16 protein-coding genes are annotated in these 18,589 nt (G+C 64.0%); 12 read left to right on the top strand and 4 right to left on the bottom strand.

Annotation, left to right across the window (positions count from 1 at the left end; genetic code table 11):
* Window positions 1-88 precede the first annotated feature (88 nt).
* The 12 genes from VDP74_RS10730 to VDP74_RS10675 all read left to right on the top strand — a co-directional run bounded on the left by VDP74_RS10730 (window position 89) and on the right by VDP74_RS10675 (window position 15,570).
* Window positions 89-1,069 (top strand): RluA family pseudouridine synthase, encoded by a 981-nt coding sequence (locus VDP74_RS10730; RefSeq protein ID WP_322999625.1) that lies wholly within the window; start codon window positions 89-91, stop codon window positions 1,067-1,069.
* On the top strand, window positions 1,053-1,832 hold the full coding sequence (gene pgeF / locus VDP74_RS10725; protein WP_322999624.1) for a peptidoglycan editing factor PgeF: 780 nt from the start codon (window positions 1,053-1,055) through the stop codon (window positions 1,830-1,832). Before VDP74_RS10730 ends, pgeF begins: the two co-directional genes overlap by 17 nt.
* 181 nt (window positions 1,833-2,013) lie before the next feature.
* Window positions 2,014-3,603, top strand: coding sequence for a class I poly(R)-hydroxyalkanoic acid synthase (locus tag VDP74_RS10720; RefSeq protein ID WP_322999623.1), 1,590 nt, complete (start codon window positions 2,014-2,016; stop codon window positions 3,601-3,603).
* 11 nt (window positions 3,604-3,614) lie between these two features.
* Entirely contained in the window at window positions 3,615-4,352 is a 738-nt protein-coding gene (phbB, locus tag VDP74_RS10715) for an acetoacetyl-CoA reductase (protein WP_322999622.1), read from the top strand.
* A 5-nt stretch (window positions 4,353-4,357) separates the two neighbouring features.
* Window positions 4,358-4,933 (top strand): polyhydroxyalkanoate synthesis repressor PhaR, encoded by a 576-nt coding sequence (phaR, locus tag VDP74_RS10710; RefSeq protein ID WP_322999621.1) that lies wholly within the window; start codon window positions 4,358-4,360, stop codon window positions 4,931-4,933.
* A 209-nt stretch (window positions 4,934-5,142) separates the two neighbouring features.
* Window positions 5,143-5,679, top strand: a complete 537-nt coding sequence (locus tag VDP74_RS10705; RefSeq protein ID WP_322999620.1) for an iron transporter — start codon at window positions 5,143-5,145, stop codon at window positions 5,677-5,679.
* Window position 5,680: 1 nt separating this feature from the next.
* A complete protein-coding gene (locus VDP74_RS10700; RefSeq protein ID WP_322999619.1) occupies window positions 5,681-6,025 on the top strand; it encodes a cupredoxin domain-containing protein in 345 nt (114 codons plus the stop codon).
* Between the two features lie 15 nt (window positions 6,026-6,040).
* Window positions 6,041-6,892, top strand: a complete 852-nt coding sequence (locus VDP74_RS10695; protein ID WP_322999618.1) for an FTR1 family iron permease — start codon at window positions 6,041-6,043, stop codon at window positions 6,890-6,892.
* 78 nt (window positions 6,893-6,970) lie between these two features.
* Window positions 6,971-8,398 (top strand): 4Fe-4S binding protein, encoded by a 1,428-nt coding sequence (locus VDP74_RS10690; RefSeq protein ID WP_322999663.1) that lies wholly within the window; start codon window positions 6,971-6,973, stop codon window positions 8,396-8,398.
* 123 nt (window positions 8,399-8,521) lie between these two features.
* Window positions 8,522-11,701, top strand: coding sequence for an EAL domain-containing protein (locus VDP74_RS10685; RefSeq protein WP_322999617.1), 3,180 nt, complete (start codon window positions 8,522-8,524; stop codon window positions 11,699-11,701).
* 197 nt (window positions 11,702-11,898) lie between these two features.
* Window positions 11,899-14,397, top strand: a complete 2,499-nt coding sequence (locus tag VDP74_RS10680; RefSeq protein ID WP_322999616.1) for a ribonucleoside-diphosphate reductase subunit alpha — start codon at window positions 11,899-11,901, stop codon at window positions 14,395-14,397.
* 75 nt (window positions 14,398-14,472) lie between these two features.
* Window positions 14,473-15,570: a ribonucleotide-diphosphate reductase subunit beta gene (locus VDP74_RS10675; protein WP_322999615.1), complete on the top strand. Its 1,098-nt coding sequence runs from the start codon at window positions 14,473-14,475 to the stop codon at window positions 15,568-15,570.
* A 34-nt stretch (window positions 15,571-15,604) separates the two neighbouring features.
* Here VDP74_RS10675 and VDP74_RS10670 read toward each other — a convergent pair whose 3' ends face one another.
* The 4 genes from VDP74_RS10670 to VDP74_RS10655 form a co-directional block, all read right to left on the bottom strand.
* Complete coding sequence (locus VDP74_RS10670; RefSeq protein WP_322999614.1) at window positions 15,605-16,456, bottom strand: ABC transporter permease; 852 nt, start codon at window positions 16,454-16,456, stop codon at window positions 15,605-15,607.
* Window positions 16,457-16,474: 18 nt separating this feature from the next.
* Window positions 16,475-17,239 carry an ABC transporter ATP-binding protein gene (locus tag VDP74_RS10665; RefSeq protein WP_322999613.1) on the bottom strand — a complete coding sequence of 255 codons (765 nt, stop codon included), beginning with the start codon at window positions 17,237-17,239 and terminating at the stop codon, window positions 16,475-16,477.
* The gene (locus tag VDP74_RS10660) at window positions 17,239-18,312 is read right to left on the bottom strand and encodes an ABC transporter substrate-binding protein (protein WP_322999612.1); all 1,074 of its coding nucleotides are present in this window, start codon (window positions 18,310-18,312) and stop codon (window positions 17,239-17,241) included. The genes VDP74_RS10665 and VDP74_RS10660 overlap by 1 nt, the downstream gene beginning before the upstream one ends.
* A 137-nt stretch (window positions 18,313-18,449) precedes the next feature.
* Window positions 18,450-18,578, bottom strand: coding sequence for an AraC family transcriptional regulator (locus VDP74_RS10655; protein WP_322999662.1), 129 nt, complete (start codon window positions 18,576-18,578; stop codon window positions 18,450-18,452).
* Window positions 18,579-18,589: the final 11 nt, after the last annotated feature.

Raw genomic sequence — 18,589 nt, 5'->3', positions numbered from 1 at the left:
GGATTTCAGGAAAACAGGTGCTTGCACGGCCACGGGGCATCCTTGATCAAGGTGTTAGCATTGTCGGCAGATTATATGATTTGTCGCCATGTCTGACACAGAGATTGCTACCGAAGACGCCAGTCCCGATGAACCCGTGCTGTTCGAGCTGCCGCTGCGGGCCCTGCCGGACCGCCTGGACAAGGTTCTGGCCCGTCTCCTGCCCCAGCATTCCCGCAGCCGTTTGCAGACCTGGATCGAGGACGGCTGCGTGCAGGTGGACGGGACCGTGGGCAAGATCCGCACCCGCGTCGGGCCGGGCGCCCGGATTCAGGTCTGGCCGCAGCAGGCGCCCGAAGACCTGGCTTTCGTGCCCGAACCGGTGGATTTCGAAGTCGTAGCAGACAGCCCCGACTGGATCGTGGTCAACAAGCCCGCTGGCTTGGTCACGCACCCGGGGGCGGGCAATTGGCACGGCACCCTGTTGAATGGCTTGCTGCACCGCTATCCCGAACTGCTGCACGTCGCGCGTGCAGGCATTGTCCATCGGTTGGACAAGGACACTTCCGGCCTGCTGGTCGTGGCTCGCACGGAAGTTGCGCAGACCGCGCTGGTGCGTCAGTTGCAGGCGCGGACCGTCAAACGTGAATATTGCGCCTTGGTGCACGGCCTCCTGGAGGGACAGGGCACGGTCGATGCCGCCATCGGTCGCGACGCCCGAGTGCCGGTGCGCATGAGCGCCGAACGGCCCATCGCGGCCAAGCCCGCCGTGACGCACTATGCCGCGCAACGCGCGGGACATTGCGGCGATCAGGCCGTGTCCGAAGTCCTGTGCCGCCTGGAGACCGGCCGCACTCACCAGATCCGCGTTCATATGGCCCTGCTGAAGCATCCCTTGCTGGGCGACGCGTTGTATGGCGGGCGCTCGACGGCAGGGGCCGCGCGGCAGATGCTGCACGCTCGCGCCCTCAGCTTCCAGGACCCGGTCACCGGGACGCAGCCGGCGTTCACAGCCGATCTGCCCGAGGATTTCCGCGCTGTGCAGGCACAGGTGAACTGGGACGGGGGGCCGCATGACGAGCGTGCTTGAATGGACGGCAGGCCTGCAGGGCGTGACCGGAACGCCCTGGCCGGGCGTGCGCTACGTCAGCACCTGGCGCAGCGGCGGTGTCAGCGCGGCTCCGTGGGACAGTCTGAACCTGGGCCTGCACGTGCAGGACGAGCCGGCCGCAGTGAGGGAGAACCGCGCACGGGTCCGGGCCGGCTTGCCGGCAGAGCCTCTGTGGCTGGATCAGGTCCATGGCACGGGGGTATGGGACGACACGGTCCAGGATCTGCTCGTCTCGCCGGAAGACGCGCCGCCTTGCGCGGATGCCGCCGTCACCCTGATCCGGGGCCGGCCGCTGGCGATCATGACGGCCGACTGTCTGCCGGTGGTGCTGGCCGATCAGGCCGGCACCGTGCTGGGGGCGGCGCATGCCGGTTGGCGGGGCCTGGCGGCCGGCGTCCTGGAAAACACCTTGTCCGCCATGCGGCGTCGTGTGCCAGGGGCATCGGCCTGGCGCGCCTGGATCGGCCCTGCGATCGGGCCGGATGCGTTCGAAGTAGGGGACGAAGTCCGGCGCGCGTTCACCGATGCGGATCCGGGTGCGGCGGTCTGCTTCGCGCCCTCGGTGCGGCCCGGTCGCTGGATGGCGGACCTGGCCGGCCTGGCGGCGCGCCGGCTGGCGCGCGCCGGCGTCGGTCAGGTCGAATGCAGCGGGGAATGCACTTACCGCCAGGCCGATCGATATTTCTCCTATCGACGTCAGGCGCGCACGGGCCGGCAGGTTACGCTGGCATGGCTGGTATGATCTTCAGACGGCGATGGACAAGCGTCTGCCGGGCTCGCATCGGGGCAGGGCACTAGCGACTTACCCGAATTGACGCCCGCAGCCAGCATGGCAGAATGGACAACACTTGAGGTTGTGGGGCCGCATCAGGTTCCACCAGGGCGGGGGAGCAGTGGGCAATACGAATTCATCTCAGCGGTCGATGCCGCTTGGTGCCTCGTCCGACCGCCTGGCAGCCATTCAGGCCGATTTTCTGCAGGCCTGGCAAGTCTTGCTGGATCAGGCGCGACTCGGCACGCTGGCACCGTTGACCGATCGTCGCTTCGCATCGGAAGCCTGGTCGAACAACCCCCACGCCCTTTTTTCAGCCCATGCCTACCTGATCATGGCCCGTGCCCTGCAAGATATGGCGCTGGCCGCTGAACTGGGCGACGAGGCCCGGGAAAGGCTGCAGTTTTCCGTCATGCAATGGGTCGAGGCCGCCGCGCCTTCCAATTTCCTGGCCAGCAATCCCGACGCGATCCAGGCCCTGCTGCGCAGCGGGGGCGATACGCTGCAGCACGGCCTGTCCAATCTGTTGCACGATCTGCGCCACCGCCGCATCACCCAGACCGACGCATCCGCGTTCGCGCCGGGGGACAACCTCGCAGTCACGCCGGGTGCCGTGGTGTATGAAAACCCGCTGATGCAGCTCATCCAGTACCAGCCGCAGGGCACGCAGGTGCATCAGCGACCGCTGCTGATGGTGCCGCCTTGCATCAACAAATACTACATTCTGGATCTGCAGCCCGCGAATTCCCTGGTCGCGCACGCCCTGCAGGCGGGGTTCCAGGTCTACATGATTTCCTGGCGCAATCCACGCGCCGGCGACGACGACGGCATCGACACCCGGACCTGGGACGACTACATCCAGGACGGCGTGTTGCAAGCCATCGACGTTGTCCAGACGATCAGCCGCCAGCCGCAGATCAACGCCCTGGGTTTCTGCGTCGGGGGCACATTGCTGTCCACTGCGTTGGCCGTCGCCCGGGCACGGGGCCAGGACCCCGTGGCGTCCCTCACGCTGCTGACCACCTTGCTGGATTTTCGCGATACCGGGATTCTGGGTGTCTTCGTGGACGAATGGCATGCCCGCACGCGCGAACAGCTGCTCGGTCGGGGCGGCCTGATGACTGCCGGTGAACTGTCCACCACTTTTTCCTTTCTGCGTCCGTCGGAACTGGTCTGGAACTACGTCGAGTCGAATTACTTGATGGGGAAATCCCCCCGGGCCTTCGACCTGTTGTCCTGGAATGCCGACGGCACCAATCTGCCGGGGCCGTTCTTTGCCTGGTACTTCCGCAATACCTATCTGGAAAATCGCCTGAAGACCGGCAAGTTGCACGTCTGCGGACAGGCGGTGGACCTGCGCGCCCTGGACATGCCCGCCTATCTGTATGCCTCGCGCGACGACCACATCGTCCCCTGGGGGTCGGCCTATGCGTCCACGCTGCTGCTGCGTGGGCCGCTGCGCTTCGTGCTGGGCGAATCCGGCCATATCGCCGGGGTGATCAACCCGCCCGAACGCGGCCGGCGAGGCTACTGGTCCCGCGATGCCGATGCCTTGCCCAGCGATCCATCCGAATGGTTGGCGCATGCCTCGCATGCCAAAGGCAGCTGGTGGCCCGACTGGCTGGCGTGGCTGGCCGATCACGCCGGGCCGATGCGGCAGGCCTCCCGATCCCTGGGCAATCGAAAATACCCCGTCATAGAACCCGCTCCCGGGCGCTATGTGAAAGTAAAAGCTGACTGAAGGAGAATCCTATGAGTGGAAAACTGGCTTACGTCACCGGTGGCATGGGTGGCATCGGCACCTCGATCTGCCAGCGTCTGGCCAAAGAAGGCTTTACTGTGGTGGCGGGTTGCGGCCCCAGCCGCGATTACACCAAATGGCTCAACGAACAGGCGGCCCTGGGGTACAAATTCAATGCGTCGGTGGGCAATGTGTCCGATTGGGATTCCACCGTGCAGGCCTTCGTCAAAATCAAGGAACAATTCGGCCCCGTCGACGTCCTGGTCAATAACGCCGGCATCACGCGCGATGGCGTGTTTCGCAAGATGAACCAGGACGACTGGCGCGCCGTCATCGACACCAATCTGAACAGCCTGTTCAACGTCACCAAACAGGTGATCGACGACATGGTCGACCGGCAATGGGGGCGCATCATCAACATCAGTTCCGTCAATGGCCAGAAGGGCCAGTTCGGGCAGACCAACTATTCCACAGCCAAGGCCGGCATTCATGGCTTCACCATGGCGCTTGCCCAGGAAGTCGCCAGCAAGGGCGTCACCGTCAACACGATATCGCCGGGCTACATCGGCACCGACATGGTCCGTGCCATCCGCCCCGACGTGCTGGAAAAGATCGTGGCCACGATTCCGGTAAAACGGCTGGGCACCCCGGAAGAAATCGGCTCGATCGTTGCGTGGCTGTCCTCCGATGATGCAGGCTTTGCCACCGGGGCGGATTTTTCGCTCAATGGCGGCTTGCACATGGGTTGAATCAAATGCCGCAGCCCACTTCCGCCCAGTCCGAACGACTGATCAAAAAATACCCCAACCGCCGGCTCTATGACACCCAGTCCAGCGCCTACATCACCTTGGCGGACATCAAGCAGCTCGTGCTCGAGAACGCCGTCTTTCGCATCGTGGATGCGAAAAGCGGCGAAGACCTGACTCGCAGCATTCTGCTGCAGATCATCCTCGAGGAAGAGTCCGGCGGGGTGCCGATGTTCTCGGCCAACGCCCTGGCTCAGATCATCCGGTTCTATGGGCATGCCATGCAAGGCGTCATGGGCACGTTCCTGGAAAAGAACATCCAGGTGCTCATGGACATCCAGGATCGCATGGCCGAACAGTCGCAGGGTCTGTACCAGCAGCACTTCGGCCCTGAGGCCTGGGCGCAGCTGATGAACATGCAGACACCGGCTTTGCAGAACATGATGAATAACTACATCGAGCAAAGCCGCCACGTATTCCTGCAGATGCAGGACCAGATGCAGGACCAGACCCGCAATCTGTTCACCGGGTTTCCGTTTCCTGGGCAGCCGGAATCCGGCAAGTCCAACAAGAAAAAGCGCTGATCCTCGTCCGGCCCTGCGGTTTGCGCAGCGATCGTTCAATGCCGGCGCCACAGGCGCCGGCATTGCTTCTGCTTCGGTGCGGATCGCGTGCGCCTGGCTGGCGTTTGGCATGGACAGCCGTTGCAGCGCTGTTTGTTCAGCTCTGCGTCAGGTAGGCTCTGATGTTAAATTAACGAGAATCATTCTTCTTATCATGACGGAGAGCCTTTATGGTGAACAAATTGTTGATTGCTGTGGCGGGCCTGAGCCTGGCGTCTTCCGCGCTGGCGGCTGAATATCCCATCGGCGAGCCCAAGGACATCCATGGTCTGGAAGTGGCCGCAGTCTATCTGCAGCCGGTCGTCATGGAACCCGAAGGCATGATGCGCGCCGCCAAGGACTCGGACATCCACCTGGAAGCCGACATCCACGCCACGGCCGACAACAAGAACGGCTTGCCCGAAGGCGCCTGGGCGCCGTACCTGAACATCCAGTACGTGCTGCAGAAGCAGGGCAGCGACAAGGTCCTGAAGGGCGACCTGATGCCGATGGTGGCCAACGACGGTCCCCACTATGGAGACAACGTCAAGCTGGAAGGTCCGGGCAAATACCAGCTGACGTTCGTCGTCGGTTCTCCGGAAACTGCGCCGAACAACCACTTCGGCCGCCACGTGGATAAGGAAACCGGGGTGGCGCCGTGGTTCGAGACTTTCGAGGTGAAATACGATTTCGTGTTTGCCGGCACGGGCAAGAAGGGCGGGTACTGAGATGCGCCCCTGGCTGGCCGTTCTGATGGTGGCGCTGGCTGGCTGGCTGGCGCCAGTGGCGGCGGCACGGGCCGACATGCCGGTCTACACCCTGACCTTCAAGGCCGACGGCACGTTCGAGCCTGCCCGCCTGGAGGTGCCGGCTGGGCGTTTCAAGATCGTGCTGGTCAACGAAAGCACCGAGGCCGTCGAATTCGAGAGCCTGCCCCTGCGCAAGGAAAAGGTGCTGGGGCCGGGGGTGACCTCCTTCGTGGTGCTGTCCCTGTCCCGGCCAGGGGAATATCCCTTCTTTGACGATTTTCATCCCCAGGTGAAGGGCACGCTGGTCGTGCTGCCCAAGCCCTGATTTCGGAAGCGCTCCATGGAACAAGTCGCCTTCATCGTCTGGCGTGAAAGTGTCGAGGCCCTGCTGGTCGTGGGTATTCTGTACACCTGGCTGAAAGCCTCGCCCGAGGGGCGGCGTGGTCTGCCTTGGCTGTGGGGCGGTGTGGCAACCGGGGTCTTGCTGGCCGGGGCCCTGGCTCTGGTGCTGCTGGGGGTGGCGTCGTGGTTGTCGGACACGGGCCAGGAATGGTTTCAGGCGCTGATGGCACTGGCTGCCTGCGTGCTGGTGGTGCAGATGGTGGTCTGGATGCGCCGCCACGGGCGCGGCCTGCGTCGGGAACTGGAAAGCGGCGCATCCGCGCAGGTCGGCTCGGACCACTGGTGGGGGCTGCTGGTGCTGGTCATGATCGCCGTGGCTCGCGAAGGCAGCGAAACCGTGGTGTTCCTGTATGGAACGGTGCTGTCCTCGCAGCAGGATGGCCAACTGTGGTCCATGGTCCTGGCGGGTGTGGGCGGTTTCGCCGTGGCGCTGCTGACTTTCTGGCTGCTGCAGCTGGGTGGCCGGGTCATCACCTGGCGGCGGTTTTTCAAGCTCACCGAAATTCTCTTGCTGCTGCTGGCCGGCGCCTTGCTGGTGTCCGCCACCGATCGGCTGATCTCCCTGGATGTGCTGCCCGCGCTGGTGGATCCGATCTGGGACAGCAGCGGACTGCTGGGGACCGAAGGCGGCCTGGGCAAGATCCTGGCGGACTTCGCCGGATATCGGGCCTATCCCGCCTTGTCGCAGGTACTGATCTGGGGAGGCTACTGGCTGGTGGTGATCGGCCTGCTGCGCCGGACTTCGGCACAGCCTCCCGTTCAGCGGGCGCAGGCACCCGCATCGATCTGAAACCGCAGTCGCGCAGCGCATCCTCGGCATGCGTTCGCGTCCGGTGCGGCCGGCAGGTGTAATCAGGACATGGGCATGATGCAGTCAGTTTCTCGTGGGCAAGGATTCCGGGCGCAGGTGGCGCGGGCTGGTGATTTCCTGCGTGACCACCAGCGCGCCATCCGCGCCATCCAATGGGTGATTGTCGGCGTGTACGTGGCGCTGCTGGCAATTCCTGCGGTGTTGCCCCTGCCTGATCGCAGCGCGTCCGTCTTCAATAATCTGACTGTGGTCGCCCAGTTTGCGTTCTGGGGCATCTGGTGGCCGTTCGTCCTGGTCTCGATTCCCCTGTTCGGCCGTGCCTGGTGCGGGCTTTTCTGTCCGGAGGGCGCGCTGACGGAGTGGGCCAGCCGCCACGGGCGAGGCGGGGCGATTCCGCGCTGGATGCGCTGGGGCGGCTGGCCGTTCGTGGCCTTCAGCCTGACCACGATCTACGGCCAGTTGGTCAGCGTCTATCAATATCCCTGGGCCGTGGCGGCGGTGCTGGGCGGCTCCACGATCGCGGCCATGATCGTGGGCTGGCTGTATGGGCGCAACAAGCGCGTCTGGTGCAAATACCTGTGCCCGGTCAACGGAGTGTTCAATCTGCTGGCCAAGCTGGCTCCCTGGTACTACCGGGTGGATGCGCAGGCCTGGCGGGCGCCGGTGCGGCGCGTCGAATCCATCAATTGCGCGCCGCTGCTGCCGCTGCGCAATATGCAGGGCGCCGCCGACTGTCATATGTGTGGCCGTTGCAGCGATTACCGAGGTGCCATCACCCTGTCGCCGCGTTCTCCGGAGGCGGAAATCGTCCAGGTGGCCGAAGGCAGCGGCTGGCAGACCATGCTGATCGTCTTCGGTTTGATGGGCCTGGCCGTGGGCGCGTTCCTCTGGAGCGCCAGCCCCTGGTTCGTTACGATCAAGCAGGCCATGGCGACCTGGCTGGTGAACCGGGACCTGTACTGGCCCCTGGCCGACAATGCCCCGTGGTTCATCCTCACGCACTATCCCCAGGTCAATGACAGTTTCAGCTGGCTGGACGGTACGGTCATCCTGCTGTTCATCTTCGCGGCTGCCGCCGTGGTGGGCGGTGCGGCGTTCAGTGGCCTGTGGCTGGCCGATCATGTGCTGCCGGCCTCATCGCGCCCCGGGGTGCGCGATGAGGCCGGCCGGCTGCTGCGCAGCCGTCTGGCGGGGGTGCACAAGCTCGCGCAGGGCCTGATACCGGCCGCCGGAGTCGGAGTATTTCTGGGCCTGTCGGCCACGACGCTGACTCTGCTGCAACACGAAGGGCTGGCGACCGCGTGGGCGAACCCGGTCCGCTTCACCCTGCTGGCGCTGGCCCTGGCCTGGAGCCTGCGTTTCCAGTGGCGTCTGGCCGGCTTGCGCACCGACAGCGCCTGGCGCCGGGGCGCGGCGGTTGGCGCTGTGGCCGTGGGGCTGCTGCCTTTCATCTGGGCCTGGCTGCTGTTTTTTGTAGTGTGGTGAAATCGATGTGCGCCGGATGTCGCCTTTCGTGAAATTTCGCTATGCTATATACCGGTGTCTGTTGCGGGCGCCATCCGCACGGCGCCCGGGGCATAGGGCGTTTCCTGGCCTGGAGCTCTACGCATGTCGGCAGCCCGATCCCGTCTGGCGTTCAAGCAGTGGTGGCCTGGCCTGGTCGTGGCGCTGCTGGGGGCTGCCCTGACGATCGGCCTGGTGCGCCACCAGCAGCAGGCCGTTCGCACCGTCGTCCAGATCCGCTTCTCTGAAGAGGTCCGATCCTCTACCGACGCACTGGCTCAACGCATTGTCGCCATCCGCGAGATCGTGGCCGGCTTGCGCGACCTGTTTCTGATCGATCCGGACCTGGATCGCAGCCAGTTCGAACGTGTCGTGGCCGGGCATGACGTGCGCGCGCACTATCCGGAATTGATCAATCTGTCCTTCGTGCGCTGGGTCCAGGCGGCCGACCTGCCCGCCTACCAGGCACGCCTGGGAGACTCCGCCGCTATCCATCCCTTGCACAGACAGGCGGATTACTACGTCGTGGAATACCTCTGGCCCCTGGAAGGCAATCGGGGCGTCGAGGGCCTGGAAATCTCCTCTCAGCCGGCCAATCTGGCGGCCCTGCTGGCGGGCAGGGCGACCGGCCTGCCGACGGCCTCCGCGCCATTTATGCTGTTCCAGGGCGCGCAGGATCGGGTCGGGTTCCTGTTGCGCTACCCGATCTTTCGTCATGCCGCTGGCGCGAGTCATCAGGCGGACTTCATCGGTTCGGTGGCCGCCGTCCTTAGACCCAGGCAGATGCTCGATGCCGTCAGGGCGTCGGGTTTTCTGCGCGGCATGTCCCTGCGCCTGACGGACATCGGGCCCCAGGGGGCGCCGCTGCCCGTGAAACCGTCGGATGCCGGCCAGGGCGGGGCGGTTCTGGGGCTGTCGCTGGCGCCGGCCGCACAGGCGCTGCCTGACCCCTGGCGGGAAACCCGTGTCCTGGATGTTCTGGACCGGCGCTGGCAACTGGATTTCACCCAGGCGCAGGTTCTGGCCTCGGACGAAGAGCTCCGCCTGCCCTGGTGGATGGGGCTGGCGGGCGGAGCCCTGTCGCTGTTGCTGGCAGGCCTGACCTGCGTGCTGTGCGGGCTGCGTCAGCGCGCCATATCCCAGGTGGCCAGCACGAGCGCCGCCCTGCAGCACAGCGAAGAGCGCTTCCGGGCCGTCTTCAATCAGGCCGCCGTCGGCATGTCCCTGAGCGACATGGTGACGGGCAGGCTGGTGCGGGTGAATCGGAAATATGCCGCCATCCTGGGCTACACCGAAGAAGAACTGCTGCAAAGCGACGTCTACTCTTTGAGTCATCCGGCGGATCTGCCGGCCGATCTGGCGCAGATGGCCCGGGTGCGATCCGGCGAGATCCAGGAATTCCAGATGGAAAAGCGCGTGATGCACAAGGACGGCCACGCTGTCTGGGTGCTGCTGACCGTATCGCCGATCCGTCAGCCCGGGGCCGCCCCGGATTACCACGTCGCCGTGATACAGGACGTGACGGAGCGCCGGCACATGCAAGACGCCCTGCAGGACAGCGAACGGCGCTTGCGCAGCCTGCTGGATCACTTGCCGGTGGGGGTCTGCCTGGCCGAACGGGGCCAGCGCATCGTCTTTCGCAACCAGCAGTTCCTGCAGATCTGCGGTCATGCCGAAGACAGCATGCCGGACGTTCGCTCTTGGTGGGCCCTGGCGATTCCCGACCTTTCCACGCGCCGGACGCTGCGCCGCGCCTGGGAACACCAGTGGCGCCAGGTGTCGGAGGGCGGTGAATCCCGGGCCAGGCTGGAATGCCGGATCTGCCGCCGGGATGGCCAGTGGCGCACGGTGGAATTGTCCGGGCTGCAGCTGGGCACGGATTATCTGGTCACGCTGGAAGACCTGACGGATCGCAAGGCGGCAGAAGATGAAATCCGCTACCTGGCCTACAACGACCCCCTGACCGGGCTGCCCAATCGTCGCCTGCTGCTGGACCGGCTGCAACAGGCCCTGGCAGCCAGCGCGCGCCGGCTCCGTTGCGGTGCCTTGCTGATGCTGGATCTGGACCATTTCAAGACCATCAACGAGACCCGGGGCCACGATGCAGGCGACGAACTGCTGCGGCAGGTGGCGAACCGCCTGCGAGAGCACCTGCAGGATTCCCATACCATTGCCCGGCACGGGGATGACGAGTTCGTCATTGTCCTGGAGGACCTGTCGGATCAACCTGAAGAAGCGGCCGCCCAGGCCGAGGACCTGGGCCGTCAGGTCCTGAAGGTCCTGAGAATCCCCTATCTGCTGAACGGAGAATCCTGCCACTCCAGCGTCAGCATGGGGGCCAGCCTGTTCCAGGGACAGGAAGCCGCCGCCGACGAACACCTGCGGCGGGCGGACCTGGCCATGTACCAGGCCAAGGCCGCCGGGCGCGATACCCTGCAGTTCTACGATCCGCACATGCAGGCCATCGTGCACGAGCGGGTGGCGCTGGAACTGGATATGCGGGTGGGATTGGATCGTGATCAGTTCGAGTTGTTCTATCAGCCTCAAGTCGATCAGGACGGCGTCATCGGCTGCGAGGCCCTGCTGCGCTGGAAGCACCCGCGCGATGGCTATGTGTCGCCGGCGTCGTTCATTCCGCTGGCCGAAGACAGCGGTTTGATCCTTCCCCTGGGGGACTGGGTTCTGCACGCGGCCTGCCGCCAGCTGGCCGCCTGGGCGGATCGCCCCAGTCTGGCCGCGATCCGCGTGGCAGTGAACGTCAGCCCCCGGCAGTTCCGCCAGCCGGATTTCGTCGAACAGGTCCTGGCGGCGCTGGCTGGGGCGGGCGCAGATCCCCGTGGGCTGGAACTGGAACTGACCGAGGGCCTGTTGCTGCAGAACATCGAGGACACGGTCCGGAAGATGGCGCGTCTGAAGGACTACGGGGTGGGGTTCTCGCTGGACGATTTCGGCACCGGTTATTCATCGCTGGCCTACCTGAAGCGCCTGCCCCTGGACCAGCTGAAGATCGACCAGAGCTTCGTGCGCGATGTGCTGACCGATCCGAATGACGCCGCCATTGCCCGGACCATCGTGGCCCTGGGGGTGAGTCTGGGCCTGCGCGTCATCGCCGAGGGGGTGGAGACCGAGGCGCAGCGCGCGTTCCTGCAACGCCACCATTGCCATGCCTGGCAGGGGTATCTCTTCAGTCCGCCGGTGCCGGTGGCTGATTTTGAGGCCCTGGTGGAGCAGGGCGGGGCGGCCCTCTTTGCCCGGATTCGCGGTGCGGCTCCGGATACAACTTGAAATCAAATATTCACGGCGCGCGCAGGCCCCGTCCACCCTTGTTTTCCGCCGTTTCCACCGTTTCCGGAGATCGGCTGGGTGGTTTTTGAATCACTATATGTAGTATATTTCCCTGGTCGAATGCACAATATTTGGTGTAATAATACGATTCGACATCGCATTTTTCCTTATCGGCCCACCAAAAGAAGACTACTGACATGATCAAGACCGTTATCAAGCGTGATGGACGCAAAGAGCCTTTCATCCCGTCCAAGCTCAACGGCTGGGGAGAATGGGGTGCCACCACCCTGGGCGACGGCGTGGACTGGCCGTCCGTGGTGTTGGAAACCGTCACGAACATGCCCGAGGAATGCTCCTCGGAATTCCTGCAGATGCAGCTCATCCGGCATTGCCTGGATGCCGATACCTGGTCTTATAACCGCATGGCGGGCCGCCTGTATGCGGCGCTGGCCCAGAAGGAACTGAAAGACGTCTGCGATGGCGCATTTCCCACGGTGCTGACGCTGCACCGGCGCCTGGAAGGCCTGGGCTACATGGAACGCCTGGACTATTCCGAAGAAGAATACTTCCAGGTCGAGGGCATGATCGACCACACCCGGGACTTCGAATACGCCCACTACCAGATTCACACCCATCGTTCGAAATATGCGATTTCCGATCGGGTCAAGGGCATCCACTACGAAACGCCGCAGTTCGTCTACATGCGCATGGCCATGGCCCTGGCCGTGGATCAGCCCCGCGAACGGCGCATGCGCGACGTCGCGAAATTCTACGAACACCTGTCCAAGAACCGCATCAACGCGCCCACGCCCAATCACATCAACCTGGGCACGCCCCTGCGCGGCTATGCCAGCTGCTGCCTGTACGCGTCCGGCGACTCGGCCCGCTCGATCGCCGTGGGCAATCACATCGCCAACACCATGACCTACATGAGTGCAGGCATCGGTTCCTACCTGCAGACCCGGTCGGTGAACGACCCGGTGCGCGGCGGCGTGATCCGCCACCAGGGGAAACTGCCCTACCTGCGCGCGGTGGTGGCCGAAATCAAGGCGAACCTGCAAAACGGCCGGGGCGGCGCCTGCACCAGCTATTTCTCGATCTTCGATCCGGAAATCGACACCCTGCTGCGCCTGAAGAACCCCATGTCCACCGAAGACCGCAAGATCCGCGGCATGGATTATTCCTGGGGTGGCAACCGCTTCTTTGCCCGCAAGGTCGCTCGCAACGAGAGCATCTTCCTGTTCAACTGCCATACGGCGCCCGACCTCTACGAGGCTCTGTACAGCGACGATGAGGCCCGTTTCGAAACCCTGTACGAGCAATACGAACAGGATGTCACCTTCAAGAAGCAGACCGTCAACGCGCGTGAATTGCTGATCACCGCCATCAACGAATGGAACGAGACCGGGCGCGTCTACGAGCACAACATCTACGAGATGAATCGCCATACGCCGTTCACCGGCACGATTTACAGCTCGAATCTATGCTCTGAGATCGCGCTGCCCACGGCGCCCTACAACCACATCACCGAGCTCTACCAGACGACCGATGTCTCTTTCGTGGAATTCGAGGACGCCGCCGGCAAGCTGCAGACGCTGCAGCCGGGCACGGGCGCGGTCGACACCGCTCGGGGCATGGTCTACCTGGAAGACCTGGTGGCGGGCGACGTGCTGGCCGATGGCCGGCAGATCGCCCGCATCGTGCGGTATTCCTCGCCCGAAGTCGCCACCTGCAACCTGGCTGGCATCGTCGTGTCGAACATCGAATCCGACGAACAATACGAGGATGTCGCCTACTATGCCTTGCTGATGATCGACAAGTGCATCCACCTGGCCGACTACGAACTGCCCCATGTGGGCGTGACCTCAAAGGCCCGCCTGAACGCCGGGGTCGGCATGCTGGGCGTGGCGCACCTGATGGCCAGGAACCACAAGCGCTACACCGAAGACAGCGGAAAACAGTTCATCCACTGGGTGGCCGAGCGTCATTACTACCACCTGGTGCGGGCCAGCCTGCGCCTGGGCAAGGAACTGGGCAACGCCCCCTGGATGCACAAGACCAAGTGGCCGCAGGGCTGGCTGCCCATCGACACCTACAACCCCAATGTGGACAAGGTCGCCGATTTCCAGAATCGCTACGACTGGGAAGCCCTGCGGGCGGACATCGTCGCCAATGGCGGGATCCGCAATTCGGTGGTGGCGGCGCACATGCCGACGGAAACCTCGGCGAATTCGTCCGGCACCACCAATGGCGTCTATCCCATCCGCGAACTGACGATGATCAAGACCGACAACCAGCGGGTCAACTACTGGGCGGCGCCCGAAGGCGATGCGCTGGGCCAGTGGTATGAATCCGCCTGGGAAGTCCCTGCCCAGGACATGACCGATATCTATGCCATCATCCAGAAATGGACGGATCAGGGGATTTCGGCCGACTTCTACCGCAAGGTCATCGGCGACGCCAGCATCGAGTCCACCGAAATGATCCAGAACTATCTGTATCGCGTGAAGATGGGCCTGAAGTCCAAGTACTACATGAACCAGAAGACCTCGGCAGGCATGAAGAAGGTCGCCGATTTCTCCGCAGCCCAGGGTTTTGTGAAGCTCGACACGGCCGGGGTCCAGCTGTCGGCTGCGCCGCAACCCGTCAGTACTCTGGACGAAGATCCCATGTGCCAGGGCGGCTGCACGCTGTAAATTCATTTGCGCGCGGCACGCCGCACCTTTCGGGGCGGCGTGCCGCGCGCCTGTCATCCATCGGAAAGAAGCATCATGTCTGACAACGTATTCAACTATCAGAAACAGGACTACGCCAAGCCGCTGTTGTTCCTGGGCGAAAAACAAGGCCTGTTCGACACCATCAATCGTCACTATCCGGATATCTGGGCGTTGTACAAGACCCAGAAGTCCCTGGACTGGGACGAGAACGAGTTCGATTATTCGTCCTGCAATGCCGACTTCAAGAGCTGCCCGCGCGCGACCTACGACATGATGGTCAAGACCCTGGCCTGGCAATGGGAAGCCGACAGCGTGGCGTCTCGCTCCATTGCGCCGGTGCTGGCACCGTTCATTACTTCGTCCGAGCTGTGGGCTGCCTGGCAACGTATTTCCGACAACGAGGTCGTGCACGCGGCGACCTATTCTGAAATCGTGCGCAATTCCTTCGACGATCCCTCGGCCATCATCGACGAGATTCTCAGCGTGGAACAGGCGCACGAACGGCTGTCGCGTGTCGTCAAGGCCTTTGGCGACGGCTACGAGGCTTCCCATCAATACGCGCTGGGCAATCTGGCCAACGATCAGGACACCTACAACACGGTGTTCATGATGGTGGTGGCGCTGTTCTGCATGGAACGCATCCAGTTCATGGCGTCCTTTGCCGTGACCTTTGCCATCTGCGACACCGGCATGTTCCAGCCCATCGGCAAGGCCATCCAGAAGATCGCCCAGGACGAACTGGAGATCCACGCCGAGCTGGATCGCGCCGTGCTGCGCAACGAACTGCGCACCGAAAGGGGGCGCAAGGCCTTTGAGCAGTGCCACTTCGAAATCGAAGCCCTGATCGCTGAAGTCGTAGACAGCGAACTGGACTGGATCCATTACCTGTTCTCGGAAGGCCGCGAGCTGGTCGGCATGAATGCCGACCGCCTGGCAGCCTGGACGCTGTACTGCGCCAAGGACGTCTACAACACCCTGGGCATCAATACCGACCGCTACGAATTCCCGCTGTCCAACCCGCTGAAGTACATGGAAAAGTGGTTGAACATCAGCAAGACCCAGGCGTCGCCCCAGGAACAGGACATCGCTGCCTACAAGGTCGGTGTCATGCGCCGCACCGACGAAGGCGTGGTGTTCGACGACGAGTTCTGACGCACGCTGCCCGCCCGGCAGGGCGGGCGGTCATTCATTCATGATCGGAATCGATGGGCTTCCAGCGGTTGGCCCATTGATCCACGCTGTTGACCAGCATGTTCAGCGCGCCTGCGATGATGGCCAGCACCACCAGGGCTGCGAAGACGCCGCTGGTGTTGAACTGGGCCGATGCGTCGTTGATCAGAAAGCCCAATCCACGATTCGAGGCCACCAGTTCGCCGATCACCGCGCCGATCAGGGCGTAGGGGATGGACATCCGCAAGCCGGTGAGCAGGCCCGCCACGGATCCGGGCAGGGTGACTTTAAGCGCCACGTCCCGCCTGCTGCCGCCCATCATGCGCACGGCGTTCTTCAGGCCCTCGTCCACGTTCTGGACGCCTGCGGCAGTGCTCAGAAACACCAGGAAGAAGACCGAGATCGCTGCCAGCAGGACCTTCATGCCGAGGTCGATGCCGAACCAGATGATGAATAGCGGGGCGACGGCGACCTTGGGCACGGAATACAGCGCCAGCATGTAGGGGATCAGCACATCCCACAACGGCTTGATGGTGGCGATCAGATAGGCCAGGGCGGCCCCGGAGGCCGCGCCCAGCAAAAAGCCCAGCACGACTTCCTGCAGCGTGATCCAGGTGTTGCGCCAGAGCGTGCCATCGACAGTCCATTGGATCAGCATGGTGGCGACGCCCTGAGGCGAACCGAAGAACTGCGGGTCCAGCACGCGGCCCGACAGAGCGGCCCAGATGCCCAGAAAGAGGATCAGCACCAGCAGCCGGGCCGCCAGGATCAGCGAGCGGCGACGGTTGCGTTGCCACCAGCTGCGATTCAGCGGAATCAGCAGGGGGCCGGAGCGGCTGGTGTCGGGAGGGTTGTCAGGATTGGGCATCTGGGATCTCTCGACGTGTCAGGGATTGGCTTGTCTGAGGGCGCGCGTCAGCGCCCGATAGAGATTCAGGTAGTCGGGGTGCAGGCGGATCTCGTCGGCGTCCCGGGGCCGGGGCAGATCGATGGTGGTATCCAGCATGATGGCGCCCAGCGGTCCCAGCACCACGACCCGATCGGCCAGCATCAGGGCTTCTTCGATGTCGTGGGTGACGAAGACGACAGTGCGCCCGCTGTCGGCCCACAGTTCCAGCAATTGTTGTTGCAGGTCGCCGCGCAACTGGGCGTCCAGCGCACCAAAGGGTTCGTCCAGCAGCAGGGTTTCCGGGTTGCCGCACAGCATGCGCGCCAGGCTGACACGGCGACGCATGCCGCCGGAGAGTTCGCGCGGATAGTGGCGCTCGAAGCCCGACAGCCCGACCTGGTCGATCAGGCGCTGGGCGGCGGTTGCGCGCGCCTGGGGGGCGACGCCCTGGATTTCCAGCGGCATTTCGATGTTTCGGAGCACGGTACGCCAGGGCATCAGCGTGTCCTGCTGGGTCAGGTAGCCGACCGCGCCCAGAGGGCCGGCGATTGCGCGCCCCCGGTAGGTGAGCGTGCCGGCCGTGGGTGTGGCCAGGCCTGCCATCAGGTTCAGCAAGGTGGATTTTCCGCAGCCGCTGCGTCCCAGCAGCACCAGGAAGCTGCCGGCCTCGACCGTCAGGTTGGCGCCTCGCAGCGCGACCAGTTCCTGGTCGTCCTTTCTGAAGTGCTTGTGGACGTCCTGAACAAGATACGCCGCAGCCATCAGTGGGCGCCGCCCAGCGCAGATTGGATCCATTGGGCCGGAACCATGGTGGCGTAGTCGGGCGCCTCGGTGATCAGGCCGGAGTCCAGGTTGAACTTGACCTCCCGGTCGTATTCCCCCTGGCTGATGGCCGGGGTGGGCGGAATTTCGCTGCGCAGGATGGACAGCAGCCTGTCGATGGTGGCGTCGTTCATGGTGGGACGGTAGGTCTTGAACAGGGCGCGAACGGCGGCGGGGTCTGCCTGGTGGATGAACTGTTCGGCGTCGGCGATGCCGCGCACGAAGGCCGCAACCGACGGGCCTTTGGCATCCAGGACCGACTGGGTGGTGAACACCACGCCGTGCACCACGGTCTTCAGCTGCGGGATGTCTCCCCGCGCCGGTGAAATGTAGATGTGGCCGATCTGCGTGGCCTCGGCCTGCTGCCCCACCGGCTGTGGGAAGGACAGGGCATCGACCCGTCCGGTCTTCAGTGCGCCCAGGGCTCCGGTCATGTTGGACCCCAGGGATACCAGCGTGACGTCCGTGGCCGATTTCATGCCGGCAGTGCCCAGCAGGAAATTCACCAGGGCCTGGGTGCCGCTGCCGGGACCGGTGATGCCGATCTTCTTGCCTTTGAGCGCCTGGATCTTGTCGGCCAGCGCGGCGGTCGCCGGCGGGCCGGAAAACGACGGCCCTGTGATGATGTCCACATAATAGGTGTTGACCAGTTGGGCGATCATCCGCGTGCCTTTGTTGGCGCGGTACAGGTTCAGCGGATCGGTACCATTGCCGCCTGCCACGTCGATGCTGCCCGACTGCAGGGCGGCTGCGAGCTTGGCCCCGGTGCCCAGCAACGGAATGTCGCCGACCTGCAGGTCGTGTTGCTTGAAAAAGCCCTGTTGTTTCGCCACGTAGATCGGGAAGAACGCGATGGAGTCGCTGATCTGGCCGACCTTGAGCGTCATCGACTGCGCCGGAGCCGGCGCCGGCAGCAGCAACATCCATGTCGCCGCGAACACCACCAGGAAGCTATGCAGGCGAGACAGGGCGGATCTGGAGAAAGCACATGGGGTGCTGGGTCGCTGCGGCATGATGAGGGCTCCTCGGGATTCGGGTGACCGTCGCGCGGGAGGGCCGGCGGCGCATGCATCCGTTGTAGTACAGATGCAATGGCCTTGTCCATGCATTGCTCGGGCAGCTGGATGGGCGCTCTGGACGCTCGGCGGCCTTACGCGCCGTGCGCGTCGGGGTTGGCCTGCAGGCTGCGCAGCGAGAATTCCCGGGGAGTCTGGCCGGTGTGTTCGCGAAAGGCTGCGATGAAGGACGACAGGCTGTCGTAGCCGCAGGCCAGCGCCACGTCGGTGATGC

The sequence above is a fragment of the Castellaniella sp. genome, from assembly GCF_034674885.1.
Taxonomy (GTDB): Bacteria; Pseudomonadota; Gammaproteobacteria; order Burkholderiales; family Burkholderiaceae_B; genus Castellaniella.
This window is presented reverse-complemented; position numbering and strand designations above follow the sequence as displayed.